We start from the raw sequence: 15652 nt of genomic DNA on the forward strand, positions 1-15652 counted from the left end.
CGGCGCCGTGGCCCCGACGGGGCGGGCGTCCGTCGGCGCCAGGACCGGCCCCGTCGACGTCACTCCGGCCGCCGATCACCTGCGATGTCGACACCACGGTCCGGCACCGAACCGCTCACCGCACGACCCGCGAGCCGGTTGGCTTCCATGAAGAGTTGGAGGAACCCACCGGGAGGCGGAACCGAATCCTCACCGGCATGCGCAGAAGCTTCCGTCAACGCCATGTCGCAACCCTTCCCTCGACTGTCCGGCCCGTCCGTGGAGACGCAGCCCTCACCTTCCGGGAAGTCATTCGGAGCACCGACACCGATGGATGGGAACGAATTGTGCGGAGTAGATCGTAGGATCGCGGCATGAGCGCTCCGACTCTCGCGGACTCGTTCGAATCCCATCGCGGACACCTGCTGTCCGCGGCATATCGCCTCACCGGAAGCGTCACCGACGCCGAGGACGCTGTGCAGGAGGCGTGGCTACGCCTCGCGAAATCGGACGCCGACCGGATCGACGACCTCCGGGCCTGGCTCACCACCGTCGTCGGCCGCCTGTGCCTCGATCGCCTGCGCTCGGCGGCCGTCCGCCGCGAGCAGTACGTCGGGCAATGGCTACCCGAGCCGATCGTCACGGACCTGACACCGTCGGCCATGCCCGATCCGCTGGAGGCCGTCGTCCGCCAGGAGGACAACCGGCTGGCCGCGCTGATCGTGCTCGATGCACTCACCCCGGACCAGAGGGTGGCGTTCGTGCTGCACGACGGGTTCGGGGTGCCGTTCGGGGAGATCGCGGATGTGTTGTCGGTGAGCGTCGCGTCGGCCCGACAGCTCGCGTCCCGGGCCCGACGTGCCGTCGCCGACGCCCCACCGCCGGTGCCGGACGACGAGCACACCGCGGCCGTCACCCGCCTGATGATCGCGATGGCGGCCGGCGACCTCGACGCCGTCCTCGACGCGCTGCACCCCGACGCCATCACGATCGGCGACGCCAACGGCACCACCCGTACCGCCGTCAACGTCATCACCGGCGCCGATCGCACCGCCCGCTTCTTCCTGGGGCTCGCGCACAAGTACGGCCTCGAGGCCTTCCTGGGTGCGGCGATGCCGGCACTGGTCAACGGCCAACTCGGCTTCGTCAGCCACGGCTCTCCCGGCGACGACACCCACCCCGGTTTCCCGGGGCGGGTGACGGGGTTCACCGTCCGCGACGGCCTGGTGTGGGCCGCCTACGACATCGCGAACCCCGAGAAGCACCGTGGGATTAGGCTTTCCGCTCCTCCTGCGCCCCCGACCCCTCCGCCGCCCACGGCACCCGGCACGCGTCGCCCGAGTTGAATCCCTGGTCGTGGATGCCGAGGGCCGAGTTCATCCGCGCCCGCATGTTCTCGAGTCCGATCTGGTAGGTCAGTTCGACGACGCCGTCGCGGCCGAACCGTCGCTCCAGGTCGGCCACCTGCTCGTCGGTCGCGGCCGTCGGCGTCTCCGTCATCGCGTCGGCGTAGGCGATCGCCGCGCGTTCGTCGTCGCTGTAGAGCGGCGAGGTGTCGTACTCACCGATGTGTTGCAGGCGGTCCACGTCGAGGCCCTGCAGTCGCTGGAGCATGGTGCCGAAGTCGACGCACCACGAGCATCCGACCGTCCAGGCGACGCGGTAGACGGCGATGTCGCGCACGTTCGGCGGCAGCACGGTCGATACCTTCTGTGCGCCCATCTCGTGCCTCGCCGACACCGTGAAGAGCTTGCGATGATTGGCCAGGACCGCGAACGGTTCGGGTACCTCGCCGAACCGCCGACCGGCGTACCAGTACGCGGCCTTCACCAACGGATTGGCCTCCTGCGGGGTCACCGCGTGAATGCGAGCCATGACGTTCTCCTGTCTCCGGGTCTGCGCCGGGCACCGGTTGCGCCCGTTCACCCCTTGGACGAGACAGCCCCCGCGAACGTGACACGGCCGGGTTCGTTCGTCGACGGCGACGCCGCTACGCTGGACAAATGCCCGCAGCGCCCCGTTCCCGCACCGTCTCGCGACTGCAGCCGTTCGCGTCCACGATCTTCGCCGAGATGACGGCGCTGGCCACCGAGCACGATGCGATCAACCTGGGTCAGGGCTTCCCCGACACCGACGGTCCGGCGTCGATGCTCGAGGTCGCGCGACAGGCGATCGCCGACGGCCTCAACCAGTACCCGCCCGGTCCGGGTATGCCGGTGCTGCGGCAGGCCATCGTGACCGACCGCGCCCTGCGCTACGGCACCTCGCTCGACCCCAACTCGGAAGTCCTGGTGACCGTCGGCGCCACGGAGGCGATCAGCGCCGCGATCCTCGGGCTGGTCGAGCCCGGCGAGGAGGTGGTGCTGATCGAGCCGTACTACGACTCGTACGCCGCCGCCGTCGCGCTGGCCGGGGCGGTCCGGCGGTCGGTTCCGCTCGCCCGGGACGGCGGGCGGTTCGTGCTCGACCTCGACGGTCTGCGGGCCGCGATCACCCCGAACACCAAGATGCTCGTGGTCAACTCCCCTCACAACCCCACCGGCACGGTGTTCACCGAGGCCGAGCTGCTCGCGGTTGCCGAGCTGGCGTGCGAGCACGATCTGCTGGTGCTCAGCGACGAGGTGTACGAGCACCTGGTGTTCGACGGGCTCACCCACACGCCGCTCGCTGCGCTGCCCGGCATGTACGAGCGCACGGTCACGGTGTCGAGCGCGGCCAAGACGTTCAACGTCACCGGCTGGAAGACCGGATGGGCCTGCGGCCCTGCCGAACTGATCGACGCGGTTCGCGCGGCGAAGCAGTTCATGTCGTTCGTGGCCGGCGGCCCGTTCCAGCCCGCCGTGGCGCACGCGCTCGAACACGAGCAGGCATGGGTGCGGCAGATGCGAAACGAGTTGCAGGGCAAGCGAGATCTGCTCGCGGCGGCCCTGCGGGACGCCGGGTTCGACGTCTGTTCGGGCGGTGGCACGTACTTCCTGCTGGCCGACATCTCCGCGTTCGGCACCCGGGACGGAATCGAGTTCTGCCGCCGACTACCCCGCGAGGTCGGCGTCGCGGCGGTGCCCGTGAGTGTGTTCACCGACCACCCCGAGCAGTGGAGTCACCTGGTTCGGTTCGCGTTCTGCAAGCGTGACGAGGTCCTCACCGAGGCGGCGTCCCGGCTCCGCCGGGCAGAGGTGTCCGGGTGAGCCTGGCGACCGTTCCCGCGGACTTCCTCAAACGCGCCCTGCGACTGGCGGAGACGGCAGGTGCGGACCTGGCGTCGACGCTCGAGGCGTCGGGCATCGACGTCGCGTCGCTCGACGATCCCCGCTCGCGGCTCACCCCGGAGCAGGTCACGGCGTTCACCCAGGCCGCGTGGCAGCTCACCGACGACGAACTGTTCGGCATCGGTGCGTCTCCGGTCCCGCGCGGCACGTTCCGGCTGATCTGTCTGTCGTTGATCCACCGCCCGGATCTGGGCAGCGCGCTCGAGCGGATGGCCGATGTCACCCGCGCGCTGCCGGTGCCACCGATCACGCTTTTCCGGAGTGAACGCTCCACGCGACTCGAGGTGCGGGTCGACGTCCGCGACGACGCGTACTCCCCCGAATTCGTCGACGAGGCGTTCCGGCTGGTCACCGATTTCGAGCTGATCCTCCTGCACCGCTTCGCGGCCTGGCTGGTGGGTCGCCGTGTGCGACTGCGGGCGGTGCTCATCCCCTATCCGGAGCCCGAGGCCCGGTTCGCCAAGCACTACGACGCGATCTTCGGGGTCCCGGTCACGTTCGGGGCGGCCGTGGCGACGCTCGAGTTCGAAAACGCGATCCTGCGGGCACCGATCATCCAGGACGAGGACACGCTCGCCGAGTACCTGCGCGAATCTCCGAACCTGCTTCTCTCCGAACGCGACTACGACAGCACCGCCTCCGCTCAGGTGCGCCGGGTACTCGAGATGGGGGCGCGCGGACGCACGTGCACTGCCGACGAGATCGCCGAGATGCTCTCGATCAGCGTGCCGCACCTGCGCCGGCTCCTGCGCCAGGAAGGCACGTCGCTCAACGCGCTGCGCGAGGAGGTGCTGCGCGACGCCGCGGTCGCCGCACTCCGCCGCGGCGAGCCGGTGGACGAGCTGTCCGCCCGGCTCGGCTTCTCCGAGGCGAGCGCGTTCCGGCGCGCATTCAAACGGTGGACGGGCGCGACGCCCGGGGCCTACCGCTGAGCGTTCCGCCGGCACACCCTCCCGCCGCCACGTGGGCGCGGGGCCGGCCGCGTGAGCGCTTGCGGGCGACGACGACGCCGCGGTGCAGGATCTCACCGCCCCAAACTCCCCACGGCTCGGCCCGCTCGAGCGCACCGGCGAGGCACCGGGACCGGATCGGGCATCCCCCGCACTGCCGTTTGGCCTGCTCGAGATCGTCGGGGGCCGGCGAGAACCACAGATCAGGGTCGCCGGTGCGGCACGGCGTCGTCCGTTCGTCGATGGAAATCGCACTGCCCTGCATCCCGATGGTCTCCTCGTCTCCCCGCGGCCGGGTAGTTCCCGTGCCATCGGTACAGACCGGTTTCGGGACGAAAACTCATCGCGAAAGGTCAGCAGAGAGCGACGGCGGCGGCCGAGGGGACGGTCACGGAGGGGGCGGCTACCGTGGCCGCGTCGGCGGCGCTCGCCGCGAGCTGCCGGCCGGGCACCGCGCGGGCGACGTCGTAGACGCGATCGAACGCGTCCACCAGCCATTCGTCGGTGGCCTCGGCCAGCACGCCCGCCGACGGATCCTGCTCGTCGTAGACGGTGACCGTCCAGTCCCCGCACGCGTCGGGATCGGTGGTGGTACCGGTGTCGTGGTTCTGCGCGAGGAGGAACCGCCCGAACTCGAAGTCGACCCGGACCACGCGGCGACCGCGGTGCAGAACCACCCGGACGGGACGATGAGTCGCCGCCGCCAGCACCGTGACGGCATCGGTGTAGCAAAGATCAGGCGTGTCCAGCCATCCCATGCCGAGGTCCTTTCCCGACGAGTTCTCCGAGTTCTCCGCGCCACCCTCCGGCAACGCACTCCACGCTGTTACCCCGGGAGAACGGCGGCTATACCTCCGATGTCACACACGTCACCGGAACCGCCCGAAACGGTCGTCCGCACCGCTCCGCCGGACTTTTCGAGATCGGGGGTATAGGGCTCCCGAGAGGTGGGTACAGACGGGGAGATCGTTCGTAAATCTCTCACCGGGAGTTGCCCTCATGTCGTTGTTCTCGAGGACCGCCGTTCGCGTCGCCTGCGTCAAGAGCGTCTACTCGTGGTGCGGCGTGCCGTACTTCGGCGCGCGCGCCGACCTGGCAGCCACGGCCTACCCGACACCGGTGTCCGTTCTGTCGGCGGCGCGGGCGTAGGGCCGGCCGGGTGAGCACCGAACGTATATTTGCGCCCATGGAAATGTCCGGATCTGCCGCCGATTCCGCCCTGTCCCTCGACGTCGACGTGATCGAGGGCGTGGTCGTCCTACGCGCCCGCGGCGAGATCGACGTCCTCACCGCGCAGATGTTCGAGGAAGCACTCGACCGTGCCGCGTCCCGGCTGAAGGACGGCGTACTGATCGTCGACCTCTCCGAGGTCGCGTTCCTCGCGTCGGCCGGCCTCGCCGTGCTGGTCCGCTGCAGCGACGACATCCCCGCCGGTAATCGGTTCATCGTGGCCGCGCACGGCCCCGCCACTGTCCGCCCCCTCGAGCTGACCGGACTGACCGAGGTGCTCGAGGTGCACCCGTCCGTCGAAGCGGCTCTGTCGACGGTGTGATCCTCGTGGCTGACAGAACGGTTACCTCGGCGTCGGTGGCGCAGCAGTCGGGCGTCGACGCCACGCGTGGCGACGGCGGCTTCTCGCTGATCGAACTGCGGGCCGAGCCCACGGTCCTCGCACCGGCTCGCCGGGCGCTCGCCGAGTTCCTGAGGCGGGCGGGTTTCCCCGACGACCGGGCGCAGGACGTGCTGTTGGCCTGCTACGAGGCGATGGCGAACATCGTCGAGCACGCGTACCCCAGCGGGGCCGTCGGCACCTTCGACGTGTCGGCGACCTGTGACCGGGCCGGGACCCTGACGGTGACGATCACCGATCGTGGCGTCTGGAACAGCGCGGGGCCCGACCCCGCTTCGCGTCGGGGCCGCGGGCTGCAACTGGTTCGTGCGTGCGCCGACCGATCCGAGGTCGCGTGCGGGGACACCGGGACACGAGTACTTCTCCAGTGGCGCGGCGCGCCCAGCAGCGCCACGCCCTACGACGAACAGGGTGGATAGAACACGATGCAGGCCGACGCCACTTCCGAGGTCTCCCTCAGCCCGTCCGGCACCACCCCCGCCGTGACGGTCACCGTCGCCGCCCGGCACGACCAGCTCACCATCCTGCGGATGCTGACCGAGCTGGTGGCGATGCGCAACAACTGCACCCTCGATCAGGCGGCCGATCTCAAGCTGGCCGTCGACCAGATCTGCACCCTGCTGATCTCGTCCGCCGCCCCGGACACCGAGGTGAGCTGTCGGTACACCACGGTCGACGACACCTTCACCATCACGCTGACCGCCTTCACGGTCGGCGAGTGGTACCCCGAACAGGGCAGCCTCGAGTGGCGCATCCTGAGCGCCCTGGCCGATTCGATCGCGATCGACCAGCAGCCCGGCGCCTCCGGCGGCGCGACCGAATCGACGGTGACGATCTGCACCCGAAAGCTGGTGTGACGGGTGGTTGTCCACGCCGACTCCCCGTCGTCACAGTCCTCGGATGACCTCGACGGGGTGGCCGAACTGTTCGCCGAACTGGCGAACTGCGACCCCGGTGACGAGCGTGGCACCGCGCTGCGCGACCGGATCGTCGCGCAGTCACTTCCACTGGCCCGCAACATCGCTCGACGCTTCTCCAGCCGCGGCGAGGAGATGGACGACCTCTACCAGGTGGCGTGTGTCGGCCTGATCAACGCCGTCGACCGCTTCGACCCCGCCCAGGGAAGCAGCTTCGCCGCATACGCCGTCCCCACCATCATGGGCGAAGTGCGCCGTTACTTTCGCGACCACGCGTGGGCGGCCCGGGTCCCCCGTCGCCTCAAGGATCTGACACTCGACGTCGGCAAGGCCACCGAGGCACTGTCGCAGCGCCTCGGGCGTTCACCCACCGCACACGAACTGGCCGCCGAACTCGGCACCGATCCGGACTCGGTCATGGAGGCGATCGCCGCGGCCGGTGCGTACCAGACACATTCGCTCGACAGCCCGGTCGGGCGCGACGGCGAGAGCGCCACTCTCGCCGATACGCTCGCGACCGACGACGTGGATCTCGAGCAGACCGAACTCCACCTCGCCCTGCAGCCCCTCATCGATCAACTCGAGCCGCGGGAGAAGCGCATCGTCGTGATGCGCTTCTTCGAGGAGAGGACGCAGACCGAGATCGCCCGCGAGATCGGCGTCTCGCAAGTCCAGATCTCCCGCCTGCTGTCGAAGATCCTCGCCAGGATTCGCACCAACCTGGACGAGTGACGCCGCTCAGTAGGCGCGCTTCAGCCGCATCCGGAGGGGCCGGCCGTCGGGGTCGACGACGAGGCGGTAGACGAGAGCGGCGGCGCGCTGCTGCCACCGTGGCGGCACGTCGATGTGGTGTCGGCGCAGCCGTCCCGCAGGTCTGGTCCCCGCCGACGGCGCCTCGTGCCAGCGGTCCAGCGCGTCGACACTGGTTCTGACGACGTCGAAGAAGCGCCCCGGGTCGATCAGGTCGGCGTCGTCACCGTCGCGCCGGCCCAGGTGTTCCCGGGCCAGCTCGAGCCGGAGGTCGCGCGCGAAACGGCGCGCCCCGTCGCCCAGACCGGCCGGGTCGACGGGCGCACGAACATCACGCTCGGCGTCCACGACGGCGGCAGTCAGCTCCGAATCATGGGTCCAGGACCGACGATTGAAGTTGTCGCTCCCGACGGCCGCCCACGTGTCGTCGACAACACACACCTTGGAGTGCACGTACACGGGAATGCCGCGATCGTTCTCGAGGTCGAGCACCAGCACCCGGTCGCCACCGGCGGCGCGGATGGTTTCGAGCGCCGACGAGTGCCCGAGCAGCGCAGACGGGATCGTGATGGGACTGTCGTCGTCGAGATGCTTCGGAACGACCGCCACGAGCCTCAGCTCCGGCTCGCGGCGCAGCGCCTCGGCGAACACCCGCGCGACGTCCACCGACCACAGGTACTGGTCCTCGACGTACACCAGGGTCCGGGCGCGGTGCAGAACCTTCGCGTATGCCTTGGCCGCGCTGCGTTCGCCCTCTCGGGCAAAGGGGTAGGCCGGTCGGCGCCGCGGGTAGGTGCGCAGCAACTGCACCGAACACGACCCGCACGGCTCGGGAGGCGCTGCGGGCGTCGGCAATTCGGACGGTGATCGAGTCAGGCCCCGCAGGATGTCCGGCAACGCGTGCCACGGCAGCCGGGACAGCGCAGCGGGATCCTCCCACCGCTCCCGGAACACGTCCTCGACGTCACGGACCGCCGGCCCGCGAATCTGCAACTGGGCGTCGTGCCACGCCGGGGTCTCGCCGTACTCGGGCGGGAACGGCCGGCTGAGCGGGTCACCGAAGTGATCGGCGTCGTCGCGGCGGGCGCGGGCGAGATCGATTCCCCCGACGAACGCGACGTCGGGGACGTGCGGGTCGGCATACCTGACCACGACGAACTTCTGATGGTGACTGCCGAGTGCGGGTACCCGCTGGTCGAGGATCACCTCACCGCCGGCGGCCTCGAGCGTCTCCGCGAGCTTGCGGTTGCGGCGCCCCGGGAACCCGAGTGTCTCGATGTGCGAGCGCCACATCATGCCCTTGACCGTCGCGCCGCGACGGGCGGCGCCGGCGAAGGCGTCGGACACGGTAGTGCCGTCGACGAGCTGTTGATCGGCATCACCGCGCCAATCCGTGAACAGCACGAGGTCGTTCGATCCGGCGCGGGCCAGAGCCTCGGCCAGGGCCTCGAAGTACGCCCTGCCGTGGATCAGGGGCGTGACCTCGTTGCCGTCCGTCCACGCCGGGATCCGGGTGTCGCCGTTTCCTCGCTCGTCGGCGCTGAGGAACCACGGGTGCGCCGGATCGAACCGCTCCCGGCGGCCCGTCAGCGCGAGGCTGGACCGCCCGAACGCCGAGGAGACCCGCCCAGCGAGCACACGGCAGCGACGCCACAGGGTTACGACCAACGCTCGAATCCTCCTCGGGAGCACTCCGGGATCCTTCCAGAACCGCGGGGCGCTGTCCGGCACCGGACGGTCGGAGCGAGATCCCGGTCGGAAGTCCCAGGTATAGGACCCCCGTACTCGGGGTACCAGATCGGGGAACCGTGTCACCGTACCGAGCCGGGGAGAGAAGCCATGTCACGGCAGCTGCGGCAGCGCCCGACCGACGACGCCCTGTCATTGACGGGCATTCGTGCGATCCCGACCGAGCTGGCGCCGGCCCGCGCCAGCCTGACGTCGTACATGCACGGCCTGGGCCTGCCCGCAGTCCAGGCCCAGGACGCGGTCCTGGCCGGCTACGAGGCGATGGCGAACAGCGTCGAGCACGCCTACCCGCCCGGCGGCGCAGGAACATTCGATCTGCATGCCACTCGCGGGCACGACGGGGTCGTCACCGTCACGATCACCGACCACGGAACGTGGAAGGACACCGGGACGCAGCCGCACGCCAAGCGGGGGCGCGGCCTGCAGCTGATGAAGGCGTGCAGCGACCACGCGGAGGTGCACCGTGGCCACGACGGGACGCGCGTCCGGTTGCAGTGGAGCCCTCGCGTCGCCGCGTGACGGCGCGGCTCCGGATGTCGCCGAACGGCGGATTCAGTGCCGGCCGGGGAGACGGACCACCTGCACCCAGAAGTCGTCGATCTGCCGGACGGCAGCGATGAACTGATCGAGATCCACCGGCTTGGTGACGTACGCGTTCGCGTGCAGCTTGTAGCTGCGCACTATGTCCTCCTCGGCGCCCGACGTCGTCAGGATCACCACCGGGATGTCGGCCAGGTCCTGGTCCGATTTGATCTTCTCGAGCACCTGGCGTCCGTCGTACTTGGGCAGGTTGAGGTCGAGCAGGATCAGGTCCGGCCGAACAGCGTCCGGGTACTCCCCGCGCTTGTAGAGGAAGTCCAGCGCCTGTTCGCCGTCCCGGACGACGTGCAGGTTGTTGCCGACCTTGTTGAACTCGAACGCTTCCCGCGTCATCAGTTCGTCGCCGGGATCGTCCTCGACGAGAAGGACGTCGATCGCCTTGCCTGCAGAACTCATGTGAGGGCTCCTTGTCCGGTGTGGACGCCGACATCGGCGCCGTTGACTGCTTCGCTGATGACGGGCAGGGTGAAGTTGAACCGCGCCCCGTCGGAAGAGGTTGTGTCGAGCCAGATCTGACCGCCGTGGTACTCGACGATCTTCTTGCACAACGCGAGTCCGATACCTGTACCGGTGTACTCGTCGCGGCCGTGCAGGCGCTGGAAGATGACGAAGATCTTCTCCTCGAACTCCTCCGCGATCCCGATCCCGCGGTCCTGCACGCTCACCAGCCACATGTCGTCTGGGCGGCGCTGCACGCTGATGGATACCTCGGGTGTGCTCTCGGGCCGAGTGAACTTGATCGCGTTACCGATCAGGTTCTGCCACAACATCGCCAGCAGCGTTGCATCGCCGTCGATCTCGGGCAGCCGCTGCGGTCGCTCGATCGTCGCACCCGACTCGTCGACGGCCGCGGAGAGGTTCGCCAACGCCTTGTCGAGCGCGTGGTCGAGGGACACCGGTCCGAAGCCGTCGTTGACCCGACCGACGCGGGAGAAGGTGAGCAGGTCGTTGATCAGCACCTGCATGCGCTTGGCACCGTCCACCGCGAAGTCGATGTACTGGCGGCCCCGCTCGTCGACGACGTCCCCGTAGCGCTTCTCGAGGAGCTGGCAGAACGAGGCCACCTTCCGGAGCGGTTCCTGCAGGTCGTGCGATGTGACGTAGGCGAACTGCTCGAGTTCGGCGTTGGAGCGCCGCAACTCCACCGTCTGCGCGTCCAGCTTGGCGGTCTGCACCTCGAGTCGGGCCTGACGGTCTCGCACGAGCTCGAGTTCGGCGACGATCCGCTGCCGCATCCCCTCGATGTCCTCGGCGAGCGCCCGGATGTCCGCCGGACCGCTACCCGCGTCGACCTGCTGCCCGAAGTTGCCCAGTGCCACGCGACGCGACGACTCCGACAGTCGCCGCAGCGGGCTGGTGATCGCCTTGCGGATCAGCACCGCGAACGCCGCCGACGCGGCCAACAGAATCACGAACAGCGACACGAACACCGCGGCCCGGATCTCCCGCGCGTGCGCGAGGGTCGCCCGGGCGTCGGCGCCGGCCTCGGCCAAGTGCTGGTCCAACTCGCCGAGACCGGCGCGCAGCTGGTCGAAGGCGAGCTTGCCGCGCTCGTACACGCCCGGGTCGAGAGGGCGGCCACCCGTGGTCGGTGTGGTGGCGAGGATGGGCTCGACGAAAACGGTCTGCCAGTTCGCAGCGTCCTGCTCGATCGCGTCGAGATCGGCGACCAGTTCGGATGTGGAACTGACCAGACCGCGCAGCTCGGCCATCGCGTCGGTCTGCAACTGCTCTCCCGCGGTGTACGGCTCGAGGGCTGCCGTGTCACCGCTGAGCGCGTACCCGCGAACCCCCGTCTCCTGATTCAGGAACGACGCCCCGAGCTGCGAGGCCGCAGCTTCCGCCGGCGCGAGCCGGTTGATCAGATTGTCGGTGGCCGTCTGGGTCCAGTTCAGCGACACGGCAGCAGCGACCGCCCCGCCACAGATCAGAACCACCAGGGCGGCCAGAATCACGTTGAACCATGCCTGGACCGTGAGGCCCTTACCGGCAGTTCGCCGCAATTGCGTACTCATCGACGGGCACCTTCCTTCGTCATCCGAACATGGACGACCGCGATGTCGTCGGTCAGGCCGCCGAAGTCGGCCGCAAGGCTCTCCGCGTGGCCGATCAGCGCGTCGACGAAGTCGTCCGCCGACGCATCGGCGCGCGTACGCGCGTACTCGAGCAGTCGCTCCTCGCCGAGCCGCTCCGTCGTACCGGTGCGGCTCTCGAACAAGCCGTCGGTGAAGAGCACCATCGCGGACCGATCCTCGATCGGCAGCTCGTGGGCCGTCCACTTCCCCGGCACCCGGCGCAGACCCAATGCGGGCCCACCGGGAACCTCGAGCCAGTGCACCCCGGAGCCGGTGCGCAGCATCATGCCGGGATGGCCCGCGCGAATGACGCGCATCGTGGACCGATCCGGTGCGAGCACGACGCACGTCATCGTCGCGAAGATGTGGCGCCGGGGCCGCTCCGCGATCAGGATCTCCTCGAGCGTCCGCATCGCGGCGTCGGTGGGAACACCACCGACCACCAGCGTCCGCCACGCGATTCGCAGGCTCACGCCGAGGGCGGCCTCGTCCGGACCGTGCCCGCAGATGTCGCCGATGAGGACGTGCACCGTCCCGTCGCCGGCCTCCACCACGTCGTAGAAGTCGCCGCCGAGCAGGCCGTGCTCGCGTCCCGCCCGGTAACGCGCAACCACCTCGACGTGGTCGCTGCGCAGCAGGGGAACCGGCAGCAGGCCGCGCTCGAGCCGGGCGTTCTCGCGGGATCGCTGTTCACTCGCTTGCAGGGCAGCCGCATTGTTCTCGGCACGCTTGCGCTCGACGGCGTACCGGACCGAGCGCGTCAGCAGGTCGCCGTCGACCCGGCCTTTGACCAGGTAGTCCTGCGCGCCGGCCGCCACGGCCGCGAGCCCCGTTCCGTCCTCGGCGAGACCGGTCATCACCACTACGGGCGCACCGTTCGCGCTGCGCTGAACAGCGGCGAGCGCGTCGAGTCCCTGCGCATCCGGCAGATGCAGGTCCAGCAGGATGCAGTCCGGCCTACCGGTTTCGAGTACCGCCTGGGCCTGTCCCAGCGACTTGGTCCAGACCAGGTCGTAGTCGAAGGCCGAGTCGATCGCCATCTCCTCGACCAGGAGGGCATCGCCGGGGTCGTCCTCGATCAGCAGGATCGACAGCTTGCTGTCGCCTGCTATTTTCGCACCGCTGGGAACAGTGTCGTCGTCGGTCACGCCGGATTGGCCAGCGAAACAGTCGACAAGGCCATGACCTGCTCCTCACGTCGGGGCAGACGATCTGCCGACGACTACCCTAACGGACGCTTGGACCACGGGCCGCGCCGCTGTGAGGACCCGCACCGGTGTCGTTCGTTACGCGGCCACCACCGGTGTGACGACGGCGAGGCCGGCGAACACCTTCGCGAAGGCCGCGAGCGACGCCTCCACCTCGTCGGTGCGCCCGTCGGCGAGCCAGCCGAGGATCAGGCCGTCGATGGCCGTGGTCACCATGCGGCTGAGCACGGGGATGGGAACGGTCCATTCGATCCCGGCGGTCTCGGCGAGCCGGGCGAGGAAGCGGCCGGTCGATGCGAAGTACTCGCGGTACTGCCACTCGGCCACGTCGCTGCGTTCGGGGGCGCGCAGCGCCCCGACGGTCAGCTCGTAGAACACCAACTGCTTCCGGGGTTGGACACGAACGGTTTCCCACAGGGTCATGAGCCCCTTGAAGATCGACTGCTCGGCATCGACACCGGGCGTCAGGCTGGCGACCGCGTTCTCGAGCATCGTCGCGACGACCTCACGGGTGAGTTCGCGCAACAGCTCCTCCTTGGAACTGAAGCAGTAGTGGAACACGCTCTGCTGCACCCCGGCCTCGGTGCAGATCGCGCGGGTACTCGCGGCGGCGAGCCCCACCTCGGAGCTGACGCGAATGGCCGCGTCGATCAAGTCCCTGCGCCGTTGTTCCGCCGAAACGTAAGGCATCGCAACCTTTCCCGAACCCTCGCACCCAGTGTTCCCGGCAGCGTAGTGGGCAGTTGGTCCGGTGGCCAGGGTTGAGCGCAGTGAATTCGCGGAGCCGAGCGATGTCCGATTTCACCCTTGTTTCCAAGCCGGTCGGTTGACAGACTTCGGGGACGATTCGGCAGCACGACGTGCGGCCCGCGGCGAGAGGACGAAAGACCGATGAGAACGACGCTCGAATCGATGCTCGAATCGGCGGTCCGGACCGTGGCCACGGTCGCCGGAGCACTCCCCACGCCGCTGCAACGCGCCCTCGGCGGCCGACCGGTCCGCCTCGACGGGCAGGAGCTGAATCCCGAGATCCAGTTGATGCTGCGCATGCTGGCGCTGCTTCCGGACTCCGACTTCGAAGAGCTCCCGATCGAGAAGTCGCGCGCGCAGATCGACATGGAGGCACGCCTGGTCAGCGGTCGGCCGATTCCGATGGCATCGGTCGAGTCGCTGGCGATCCCCGGACCGGCGGGCCCCGTCCCGGCACGGATGTTCCGCCCCGCTGGTCTGCCGACCTCCGCGCCGCTGCTGGTCTACTTCCACGGCGGCGGTTTCGTCCTCGGCAGCCTCGACAGCCACGACTCGCTGTGCCGGTTCCTCGCCCGGAACGCCGAGGTGGCCGTGCTGGCCGTGGACTATCGCCTGGCACCTGAGCACGCCTTCCCCGCGGCGGTGGACGACGCCGTGTCCACCTTCCGTTACGCGGTCGAGAACGCATCGACGCTCGGCATCGATCCCGACCGGGTGGCTGTCGCCGGCGACAGTGCCGGCGGCAACCTCGCCGCGGTCGTCTCGCAGGTCACCCGGAACGACGACCGGCGTCCCGCGTTCCAGATGCTGTTCTTCCCGTGGCTCGACATGACCGCGAAACGCCGCTCGTACCAACTGTTCAGCGACGGCTTCTTCCTCACGGAGGCCCAGATGGATTGGTACACGAACCATTACGTGCCGAAGACGGAAGATCGCAGCGACCCGCAGGCATCGCCGATCCTCACTGCGGACCTCACCGGACTGCCCGCGGCGTACGTCGCGATCTCAGGATTCGACGTACTGCGCGACGAGGGCATCGAATACGCCGAGCGCTTGCGTGCCGCGGGCGTCCCGACCACGTTGCGCGTCCACGACGACCTGGTACACGCGTTCGTGAACCTCACCGGCTACGGGCGAGCCGGGGTGGATGCACTCCGCGAGGCCGCCGGTGCACTGTGCGTGGGACTCTCCTTCGCGCCGCGGCGTGCGTCCGATCCCGGACTCGGGGCAGTCGAACTGGCGGAGTGACCGCTCAGCCCACGCAGAACTCGTTGCCCTCGGGGTCGGTCATCGTGATCCAGATGCTCGGGCCCTGCCGGCCGCGATGCAGGATCGTGGCGCCGGCGGCGACCAGTTCGGCGACCACCTCCTCGCGGCGGTCCCCCACTCGCACGTCGAAATGCATCCGGTTCTTGACCGCTTTGCCCTCGGGCACCAATTGGAACAGCACCCTGGGCCGCTGCGGGTGCTCGGGGTCCCGGATGGCCGCCCCCTCCTTCCAGACGAGGACCCCCTCGAACACCGTGGTGTCCGACTCCTGCGCATGTCCCGCCTCGACGAGTCCCCGGATGAACTGCTCGTCGCTGGGCTCCACCTCCCAGCCCAAGGTCTGCGCCCACCACTTCGCCTGCAGGTGAGGATCCTTCGCGTCTACGGTGATCTGAATTTCGTATCCCATGTCGCGACGCTACTGCGGACCACCGACAAGTCTGTGCGGAAGACGCTTCGCCGATCAGCTGCCGACGGGGCGTGCCCTCACCGATGGAGAACACGCC

20 protein-coding genes are annotated in these 15652 nt (G+C 69.1%); 10 read left to right on the forward strand and 10 right to left on the reverse strand.

What is annotated here, in order from left to right:
* Nucleotides 1-59: 59 nt before the first annotated feature.
* Nucleotides 60-224: a hypothetical protein gene (locus tag A6I89_RS07760; RefSeq protein WP_005515140.1), complete on the reverse strand. Its 165-nt coding sequence runs from the start codon at nucleotides 222-224 to the stop codon at nucleotides 60-62.
* A gap of 129 nt (nucleotides 225-353) precedes the next feature.
* Here A6I89_RS07760 and A6I89_RS07765 point away from each other — a divergent pair, with 129 nt between their 5' ends.
* The gene (locus A6I89_RS07765) at nucleotides 354-1325 is read left to right on the forward strand and encodes a sigma-70 family RNA polymerase sigma factor (protein ID WP_022594310.1); all 972 of its coding nucleotides are present in this window, start codon (nucleotides 354-356) and stop codon (nucleotides 1323-1325) included.
* Here the strand turns inward: A6I89_RS07765 and A6I89_RS07770 are convergent.
* Nucleotides 1252-1854 (reverse strand): carboxymuconolactone decarboxylase family protein, encoded by a 603-nt coding sequence (locus A6I89_RS07770; RefSeq protein ID WP_022594309.1) that lies wholly within the window; start codon nucleotides 1852-1854, stop codon nucleotides 1252-1254. The two genes, A6I89_RS07765 and A6I89_RS07770, sit on opposite strands and share 74 nt — an antisense overlap.
* 128 nt (nucleotides 1855-1982) lie before the next feature.
* Here A6I89_RS07770 and A6I89_RS07775 point away from each other — a divergent pair, with 128 nt between their 5' ends.
* Both A6I89_RS07775 and A6I89_RS07780 read left to right on the forward strand, forming a co-directional pair.
* Nucleotides 1983-3167, forward strand: a complete 1185-nt coding sequence (locus tag A6I89_RS07775) for a pyridoxal phosphate-dependent aminotransferase (protein ID WP_022594308.1) — start codon at nucleotides 1983-1985, stop codon at nucleotides 3165-3167.
* Nucleotides 3164-4180 carry an AraC family transcriptional regulator gene (locus A6I89_RS07780; protein WP_022594307.1) on the forward strand — a complete coding sequence of 339 codons (1017 nt, stop codon included), beginning with the start codon at nucleotides 3164-3166 and terminating at the stop codon, nucleotides 4178-4180. The genes A6I89_RS07775 and A6I89_RS07780 overlap by 4 nt, the downstream gene beginning before the upstream one ends.
* On the opposite strand, the gene A6I89_RS07785 is transcribed toward A6I89_RS07780, so the two are convergent.
* Together A6I89_RS07785 and A6I89_RS07790 are read right to left on the reverse strand one after the other, a co-directional pair.
* Entirely contained in the window at nucleotides 4140-4463 is a 324-nt protein-coding gene (locus tag A6I89_RS07785; RefSeq protein ID WP_022594306.1) for a WhiB family transcriptional regulator, read from the reverse strand. The two genes, A6I89_RS07780 and A6I89_RS07785, sit on opposite strands and share 41 nt — an antisense overlap.
* Nucleotides 4464-4551: 88 nt before the next feature.
* Nucleotides 4552-4956 carry a hypothetical protein gene (locus A6I89_RS07790; RefSeq protein ID WP_044990575.1) on the reverse strand — a complete coding sequence of 135 codons (405 nt, stop codon included), beginning with the start codon at nucleotides 4954-4956 and terminating at the stop codon, nucleotides 4552-4554.
* A 241-nt stretch (nucleotides 4957-5197) separates the two neighbouring features.
* Here A6I89_RS07790 and A6I89_RS24605 point away from each other — a divergent pair, with 241 nt between their 5' ends.
* Genes A6I89_RS24605 through A6I89_RS07810 form a run of 5 tightly spaced genes read left to right on the forward strand, consistent with a single transcriptional unit; the run spans nucleotide 5198 to nucleotide 7477 of the window.
* Complete coding sequence (locus A6I89_RS24605; RefSeq protein ID WP_005515149.1) at nucleotides 5198-5347, forward strand: hypothetical protein; 150 nt, start codon at nucleotides 5198-5200, stop codon at nucleotides 5345-5347.
* Nucleotides 5348-5384: 37 nt separating this feature from the next.
* The gene (locus A6I89_RS07795; protein WP_005515154.1) at nucleotides 5385-5750 is read left to right on the forward strand and encodes an anti-sigma factor antagonist; all 366 of its coding nucleotides are present in this window, start codon (nucleotides 5385-5387) and stop codon (nucleotides 5748-5750) included.
* Nucleotides 5751-5755: 5 nt separating this feature from the next.
* On the forward strand, nucleotides 5756-6247 hold the full coding sequence (locus tag A6I89_RS07800; protein ID WP_232244691.1) for an ATP-binding protein: 492 nt from the start codon (nucleotides 5756-5758) through the stop codon (nucleotides 6245-6247).
* 6 nt (nucleotides 6248-6253) lie between these two features.
* Complete coding sequence (locus A6I89_RS07805; protein WP_005515156.1) at nucleotides 6254-6685, forward strand: ATP-binding protein; 432 nt, start codon at nucleotides 6254-6256, stop codon at nucleotides 6683-6685.
* Nucleotides 6686-6688: 3 nt separating this feature from the next.
* Entirely contained in the window at nucleotides 6689-7477 is a 789-nt protein-coding gene (locus A6I89_RS07810) for an RNA polymerase sigma factor SigF (protein WP_022594303.1), read from the forward strand.
* 6 nt (nucleotides 7478-7483) lie between these two features.
* Here A6I89_RS07810 and A6I89_RS07815 read toward each other — a convergent pair whose 3' ends face one another.
* The gene (locus tag A6I89_RS07815) at nucleotides 7484-9163 is read right to left on the reverse strand and encodes a phospholipase D-like domain-containing protein (RefSeq protein ID WP_022594302.1); all 1680 of its coding nucleotides are present in this window, start codon (nucleotides 9161-9163) and stop codon (nucleotides 7484-7486) included.
* A 171-nt stretch (nucleotides 9164-9334) separates the two neighbouring features.
* Between A6I89_RS07815 and A6I89_RS07820 the strand changes: the two genes are divergently transcribed.
* Complete coding sequence (locus A6I89_RS07820) at nucleotides 9335-9763, forward strand: ATP-binding protein (protein WP_005515161.1); 429 nt, start codon at nucleotides 9335-9337, stop codon at nucleotides 9761-9763.
* A gap of 33 nt (nucleotides 9764-9796) precedes the next feature.
* On the opposite strand, the gene A6I89_RS07825 is transcribed toward A6I89_RS07820, so the two are convergent.
* From A6I89_RS07825 to A6I89_RS07840, 4 genes are all read right to left on the reverse strand, one after another.
* On the reverse strand, nucleotides 9797-10240 hold the full coding sequence (locus A6I89_RS07825; RefSeq protein ID WP_005515162.1) for a response regulator: 444 nt from the start codon (nucleotides 10238-10240) through the stop codon (nucleotides 9797-9799).
* Nucleotides 10237-11859 (reverse strand): sensor histidine kinase, encoded by a 1623-nt coding sequence (locus A6I89_RS07830; RefSeq protein ID WP_022594301.1) that lies wholly within the window; start codon nucleotides 11857-11859, stop codon nucleotides 10237-10239. The genes A6I89_RS07825 and A6I89_RS07830 overlap by 4 nt, the downstream gene beginning before the upstream one ends.
* Nucleotides 11856-13067: a PP2C family protein-serine/threonine phosphatase gene (locus A6I89_RS07835; protein ID WP_022594300.1), complete on the reverse strand. Its 1212-nt coding sequence runs from the start codon at nucleotides 13065-13067 to the stop codon at nucleotides 11856-11858. Before A6I89_RS07835 ends, A6I89_RS07830 begins: the two co-directional genes overlap by 4 nt.
* Nucleotides 13068-13205: 138 nt before the next feature.
* A complete protein-coding gene (locus A6I89_RS07840) occupies nucleotides 13206-13781 on the reverse strand; it encodes a TetR/AcrR family transcriptional regulator (protein WP_013415002.1) in 576 nt (191 codons plus the stop codon).
* A 237-nt stretch (nucleotides 13782-14018) separates the two neighbouring features.
* Here A6I89_RS07840 and A6I89_RS07845 point away from each other — a divergent pair, with 237 nt between their 5' ends.
* Entirely contained in the window at nucleotides 14019-15125 is a 1107-nt protein-coding gene (locus A6I89_RS07845) for an alpha/beta hydrolase (RefSeq protein ID WP_022594299.1), read from the forward strand.
* A gap of 4 nt (nucleotides 15126-15129) precedes the next feature.
* Here the strand turns inward: A6I89_RS07845 and A6I89_RS07850 are convergent, their stop codons facing one another.
* Nucleotides 15130-15555: a VOC family protein gene (locus A6I89_RS07850; protein ID WP_022594298.1), complete on the reverse strand. Its 426-nt coding sequence runs from the start codon at nucleotides 15553-15555 to the stop codon at nucleotides 15130-15132.
* Nucleotides 15556-15652 lie beyond the last annotated feature (97 nt).

Origin of the sequence: Prescottella equi, from assembly GCF_002094305.1 — a bacterium.
In the GTDB taxonomy this organism is placed as follows: Bacteria; Actinomycetota; Actinomycetes; order Mycobacteriales; family Mycobacteriaceae; genus Prescottella; species Prescottella equi.

What these genes read in the sequence shown, in the direction of transcription:
- A6I89_RS07760 (WP_005515140.1), bottom strand. Translation starts at nt 224, where the DNA reads ATGGCGTTGACGGAAGCTTCTGCGCATGCCGGTGAGGATTCGGTTCCG.
- A6I89_RS07765 (WP_022594310.1), top strand. Translation starts at nt 354, where the DNA reads ATGAGCGCTCCGACTCTCGCGGACTCGTTCGAATCCCATCGCGGACAC.
- A6I89_RS07770 (WP_022594309.1), bottom strand. Translation starts at nt 1,854, where the DNA reads ATGGCTCGCATTCACGCGGTGACCCCGCAGGAGGCCAATCCGTTGGTG.
- A6I89_RS07775 (WP_022594308.1), top strand. Translation starts at nt 1,983, where the DNA reads ATGCCCGCAGCGCCCCGTTCCCGCACCGTCTCGCGACTGCAGCCGTTC.
- A6I89_RS07785 (WP_022594306.1), bottom strand. Translation starts at nt 4,463, where the DNA reads ATGCAGGGCAGTGCGATTTCCATCGACGAACGGACGACGCCGTGCCGC.
- A6I89_RS07790 (WP_044990575.1), bottom strand. Translation starts at nt 4,956, where the DNA reads ATGGGATGGCTGGACACGCCTGATCTTTGCTACACCGATGCCGTCACG.
- A6I89_RS24605 (WP_005515149.1), top strand. Translation starts at nt 5,198, where the DNA reads ATGTCGTTGTTCTCGAGGACCGCCGTTCGCGTCGCCTGCGTCAAGAGC.
- A6I89_RS07795 (WP_005515154.1), top strand. Translation starts at nt 5,385, where the DNA reads ATGGAAATGTCCGGATCTGCCGCCGATTCCGCCCTGTCCCTCGACGTC.
- A6I89_RS07805 (WP_005515156.1), top strand. Translation starts at nt 6,254, where the DNA reads ATGCAGGCCGACGCCACTTCCGAGGTCTCCCTCAGCCCGTCCGGCACC.
- A6I89_RS07820 (WP_005515161.1), top strand. Translation starts at nt 9,335, where the DNA reads ATGTCACGGCAGCTGCGGCAGCGCCCGACCGACGACGCCCTGTCATTG.
- A6I89_RS07825 (WP_005515162.1), bottom strand. Translation starts at nt 10,240, where the DNA reads ATGAGTTCTGCAGGCAAGGCGATCGACGTCCTTCTCGTCGAGGACGAT.
- A6I89_RS07830 (WP_022594301.1), bottom strand. Translation starts at nt 11,859, where the DNA reads ATGAGTACGCAATTGCGGCGAACTGCCGGTAAGGGCCTCACGGTCCAG.
- A6I89_RS07845 (WP_022594299.1), top strand. Translation starts at nt 14,019, where the DNA reads ATGAGAACGACGCTCGAATCGATGCTCGAATCGGCGGTCCGGACCGTG.
- A6I89_RS07850 (WP_022594298.1), bottom strand. Translation starts at nt 15,555, where the DNA reads ATGGGATACGAAATTCAGATCACCGTAGACGCGAAGGATCCTCACCTG.